The organism is Candidatus Thiosymbion oneisti (genome assembly GCF_900092655.1).
Classification (GTDB): Bacteria; Pseudomonadota; Gammaproteobacteria; order Chromatiales; family Chromatiaceae; genus Thiosymbion; species Thiosymbion oneisti.
In genome coordinates this window covers 1-4,434 of sequence record NZ_FLUY01000658.1, presented here as the reverse complement: position 1 = coordinate 4,434, position 4,434 = coordinate 1, and the positions used below count along the sequence as shown (strand labels likewise).

Below are 4,434 nucleotides of genomic sequence, written 5' to 3'. Positions count from 1 at the left end.
CCCCGTGGCTGAGGTTCGATGCGGCCGCGCCGCTTTGCCGGCGCACTCCAAAGCAGTCCGGAATCCATAAAGAGCCAAAATCTTTTTAATCTGCGGATTGGGGATTTCGGAAATATTTTTGAAAGATTTTGAGTTCGGAGGTGATTCATGGTACGCACACTCGCAGAAATCGAGCAAGCAATTCTTCGACTAAACCAGAAAGAAAGGGCAGCATTAGCTCGCAATATTATTGATGATCTTGATACTGTGCTTGATGAGAATGTAGATCGCCTTTGGCTTGAGGAAGCACAACAGCGATATCAAGCCTATATAGCGGGGGAAACAAAAGCAAAGCCGGCGCAGGAAGTATTTGATAAAGCCCGCCGGCGACTTCGTCAATGACGGCTGAATTTCTTCCCGAAGCGGAAGAAGAAAAGAATGCATCGCACCCGGGTTAAAATCTGCGGCCTGACCAGGGAATCGGATCTGGCGGCAGCGGTCGCTGCCGGCGCCGATGCGATCGGATTTGTGTTCTATGCGCCCAGTCCACGCGCCATAGTGGCCGAACAGGCACGGGTGTTGGTGGATGTGCTGCCGCCCTTCGTGACCAGTGTCGGGTTGTTCGTGGACGCGGAGCCCGACTTTGTAAGATCGGTGCTGGCGCGCGTTCCGCTCGCTATGCTCCAGTTCCACGGCGAGGAGCCGCCGGTCTATTGTGACGCATTCCAAAGGCCCTGGATCAAGGCTATACGCATGCGGCCTGAGACCGACCTGCGGGCGCTGACACGGCGGTACCGGGACGCGCGGGGGTTGCTCCTGGATACTTACGATCCTGCAGTCGAGGGCGGAACCGGTCGCCGTTTCGACTGGGATCTGGTCCCCGACTGGCTCGCGCCCCGTATCATCCTGGCCGGTGGCCTGAATCCGGGCAATGTGGCGGAGGCCATACGTCGCGTCGGTCCCTATGCCGTAGACGTCAGCGGGGGGGTCGAATCGGCAAAGGGCGTGAAAGACCACGCCAAGCTGGAGGCATTCTTACGAGGGGTGAGAGAGGGCGATGACTATCGAAGCCATCACAAATTACATTCAAATATCTGACCGGCCTGCCCTCTTGCTCAACCCTGTAACGTCCTAATAGTACAGGATTAACAAGATTTTCAGGATTAACAGGATTCTTTACTTTATTGTCCTGAATTTTCGCCGCACAGTGATACTCGTTAAAACGAAGAAAAATCCTGTCAATCCGGGAAATCCCGTACCATTTGGACAAAAGCACGAATCTCGAAGAATTACTGATAGCGTTCAACCGGAAATTCATCACGACACATCAGGTACTACTTGATAATGAACCCATCACATGATGACACCATGCAGCTGCCGGATGCCGGAGGGCATTTCGGCCGCTACGGCGGCATGTTCGTCGCCGAGACCCTCATGCATCCGCTGGAGGAGCTGCGGGTCGCCTACGAACGGTACCTTAAGGACCAGACCTTCCTCGCGGAGCTGGATGCGGATCTACGCGACTATGTCGGTAGGCCATCCCCTGTCTACCATGCCGAGCGCTGGAGCCGGGAGCTCGGCGGGGCCCAAATCTTCCTCAAGCGCGAGGACCTCAACCACACCGGCGCCCACAAGGTCAACAACACGGTCGGCCAAGCCCTGCTGGCACAGCGTATGGGCAAGACCCGCATCATCGCGGAGACCGGGGCCGGCCAGCACGGTGTCGCCACCGCTACCGTGGCCGCGCGGCTGGGGCTTACGTGCGTGGTCTATATGGGCGAGGTGGATATGGCGCGCCAGGAGGCCAATGTCTACCGGATGCGCCTCCTGGGCGCCGAGGTGGTAGCGGTCAAATCCGGCTCCCGCACCCTCAAGGATGCCCTCAATGAGGCCCTGCGGGACTGGGTCACCAATGTGGACGATACCTTTTATATTATCGGCACTGTGGCGGGTCCGCATCCCTATCCGGCCATGGTTCGAGATTTTCAGACCGTGATCGGGCGCGAGGCCCGCGCCCAGCTGCTGGAACGCACCGGGCGTCTGCCGGATGCCCTGGTCGCCTGTGTCGGCGGAGGCTCCAACGCCATCGGGCTCTTCCATCCCTTCCTCGACGATGCCGAGGTCGCCATCTACGGCATCGAGGCGGCGGGCGAGGGACTGGCGACCGGGAAGCACGCCGCGCCCCTGTGCGCCGGTACCCCCGGCGTGCTTCACGGCAATCGCACCTACCTCATGCAAGACCGGGACGGGCAGATCATCGCCACCCACTCCATCTCGGCCGGGCTCGATTATCCGGGGGTCGGACCCGAACACGCCTGGCTCAAGGACAGCGGACGGGTTCGCTACGAGGCGATTACCGATACCGAGGCCCTGGCCGCCTTCCATGCCCTGACCCACATCGAGGGCATCATCCCGGCCCTGGAATCGAGTCATGCCCTGGCCTATGCCGCCAAGCTGGCACCGACCATGACCAAAGACCAGGCAATCCTCGTCAACCTCTCCGGACGCGGGGACAAGGACATGCACACCGTGGCCGCGCGGGAAGGTATCCAGCTATGAGTAGGCCAGCTATGGGAAGAATTACGCAACGCTTCGAGACCCTGAGCAGGCAACACAAGACCGCCTTGGTCCCTTTCATCACCGCCGGCGACCCGGAGCCCTCGGTCACGGTCCCCCTGATGCACGCCATGGTCGCCGCCGGAGCGGACCTGATCGAGCTCGGGGTCCCCTTCTCCGATCCCATGGCCGACGGGCCGGTCATTCAGCGCTCCAGCGAGCGGGCTCTGGCGCACCACGTCAGCCTGCGCGACGTACTGGACATGGTCCAAGCGTTCCGCGCGCAGGACGTGGAGACACCCATAGTCCTCATGGGCTACCTCAATCCCATCGAAGTCATGGGCTACGACAGCTTCGCGGCGCGGGCCGGAGACGCCGGTGTGGACGGAGTACTGGTAGTGGACGCACCGCCGGAAGAGAGCCGGGAACTGGTAGAAGTCCTGCGGGCAGCGGCGTTGGATCTGGTCTATCTGCTCGCCCCGACCTCGACCCCAGAGCGGATCGCCAGGATCGCTGAGGTAACGTCTGGGTTCGTCTACTATGTCTCCTTCAAAGGAGTGACCGGCGCCGGGCACCTGGACGTGGACCAGGTGGCCGCCAAGCTGCTGCCGATCCGGCGTATGATCGAGCTACCGGTCGGGGTCGGATTCGGCATCCGGGACGCCGCAAGTGCCGCCCAAATCGCTCGGGTGGCGGATGCGGTCATCATCGGCAGCGCCACCGTCAGGCGGATGGAGGACCTGGCCGACACACCCCAGCGCATACCGGATACCGTGTGCGATTTCCTCAGCGGCCTGCGGGCCGCAATCGACGCTGCCGGCGAGTCCTGAGCCGGATTCTTTAGTGCACCCGGAGGCCCCGATGCGATGAACTGGTTCGATAAGCTGATGCCCGGCAGCATCCGCACCGAGACGAGCAGCAAGCGCGCGGTGCCGGAAGGACTGTGGGCCAAGTGTCCGGGGTGCAACGCCATCCTCTACCGTGCGGAGCTGGAGCGCAATCTGGAGGTCTGCCCCAAATGCAGCCACCACAACCGACTCGGCGCCCGGCGTCGGCTCGAGTCCTTCCTCGACCCCGAGCCCCGAGAAGAAGTGGGGGCGGACATCGAGTCGGTCGATCCCCTGAAATTCAAGGATCTCAAGAAATACAAGGAACGCCTCGCCGTGGCCCAGAAGCAGACGGCGGAAAAGGAGGCCTTGGTGGTCACGTGCGGCTGCCTGAAGGGACTCAATGTAGTGGCCGCGGCCTTTGAGTTCAAATTCCTGGGCGGCTCCATGGGCTCGGTCGTCGGAGAGCGTTTCGTCAGGGGGATCGACATGGCCCTCGAGCAGGACGCGGCGGTTGTTTGCTTCGCGGCCAGCGGCGGCGCGCGCATGCAGGAATCCCTGTTCTCCCTTATGCAGATGGCCAAGACCAGTGCCGCCCTGGGGCGACTGCGCGCGCATGGTCTGCCCTTCATCTCAGTGATGACGGACCCCACCATGGGCGGCGTCTCCGCCAGCCTGGCTATGCTCGGGGATATCAACCTAGCCGAGCCGAACGCCCTCATCGGCTTTGCCGGCCCCCGGGTCATCGAGCAGACGGTGCGTGAAAAGCTGCCGGACGGCTTTCAGCGCAGCGAGTTCCTGCTCGAGCACGGGGCCCTGGACATGATCATGGACCGGCGCGAGATGCGCGACCGGATCGCCGATCTGATCGCACTGCTCACCCACCGCCCGCGGCCCTGATGAGGGTGTCGCAAAAATCATTTCGAACCACAGAGAACGCAGAGAACACAGAGAAAGGAAGCGGCCTTTGTAAAGATTCAGGTCCCTCAAGGATCCTAGGGGGCGTTCTCAATTAACAGATTTTCTCTCGTTCCCACGCGCCGCGTGGGAACGCAGAAGCTCCGCGCCGCGG

At 61.6% G+C, this 4,434-nt stretch carries 5 protein-coding genes; all 5 read left to right on the top strand.

Features of this window, described 5'->3' with window-relative positions; translation table 11 throughout:
* Positions 1-147 precede the first annotated feature (147 nt).
* The 5 genes from BQ17_RS07155 (at position 148) to accD (ending at position 4,262) form a co-directional block, all read left to right on the top strand.
* A complete protein-coding gene (locus tag BQ17_RS07155) occupies positions 148-381 on the top strand; it encodes an addiction module protein (protein WP_089725645.1) in 234 nt (77 codons plus the stop codon).
* A gap of 36 nt (positions 382-417) precedes the next feature.
* On the top strand, positions 418-1,077 hold the full coding sequence (locus BQ17_RS07150; protein WP_089725643.1) for a phosphoribosylanthranilate isomerase: 660 nt from the start codon (positions 418-420) through the stop codon (positions 1,075-1,077).
* A 246-nt stretch (positions 1,078-1,323) separates the two neighbouring features.
* Positions 1,324-2,538: a tryptophan synthase subunit beta gene (gene trpB, locus BQ17_RS07145; RefSeq protein WP_089725641.1), complete on the top strand. Its 1,215-nt coding sequence runs from the start codon at positions 1,324-1,326 to the stop codon at positions 2,536-2,538.
* Positions 2,539-2,549: 11 nt separating this feature from the next.
* Complete coding sequence (gene trpA, locus BQ17_RS07140) at positions 2,550-3,365, top strand: tryptophan synthase subunit alpha (protein WP_089725639.1); 816 nt, start codon at positions 2,550-2,552, stop codon at positions 3,363-3,365.
* A 36-nt stretch (positions 3,366-3,401) separates the two neighbouring features.
* Positions 3,402-4,262 (top strand): acetyl-CoA carboxylase, carboxyltransferase subunit beta, encoded by an 861-nt coding sequence (accD, locus tag BQ17_RS07135; protein ID WP_089725637.1) that lies wholly within the window; start codon positions 3,402-3,404, stop codon positions 4,260-4,262.
* The last annotated feature ends 172 nt before the right edge of the window (positions 4,263-4,434 follow it).

What these genes read in the sequence shown, in the direction of transcription:
- trpA (WP_089725639.1), top strand. Translation starts at nt 2,550, where the DNA reads ATGGGAAGAATTACGCAACGCTTCGAGACCCTGAGCAGGCAACACAAG.
- trpB (WP_089725641.1), top strand. Translation starts at nt 1,324, where the DNA reads ATGAACCCATCACATGATGACACCATGCAGCTGCCGGATGCCGGAGGG.
- accD (WP_089725637.1), top strand. Translation starts at nt 3,402, where the DNA reads ATGAACTGGTTCGATAAGCTGATGCCCGGCAGCATCCGCACCGAGACG.
- BQ17_RS07155 (WP_089725645.1), top strand. Translation starts at nt 148, where the DNA reads ATGGTACGCACACTCGCAGAAATCGAGCAAGCAATTCTTCGACTAAAC.
- BQ17_RS07150 (WP_089725643.1), top strand. Translation starts at nt 418, where the DNA reads ATGCATCGCACCCGGGTTAAAATCTGCGGCCTGACCAGGGAATCGGAT.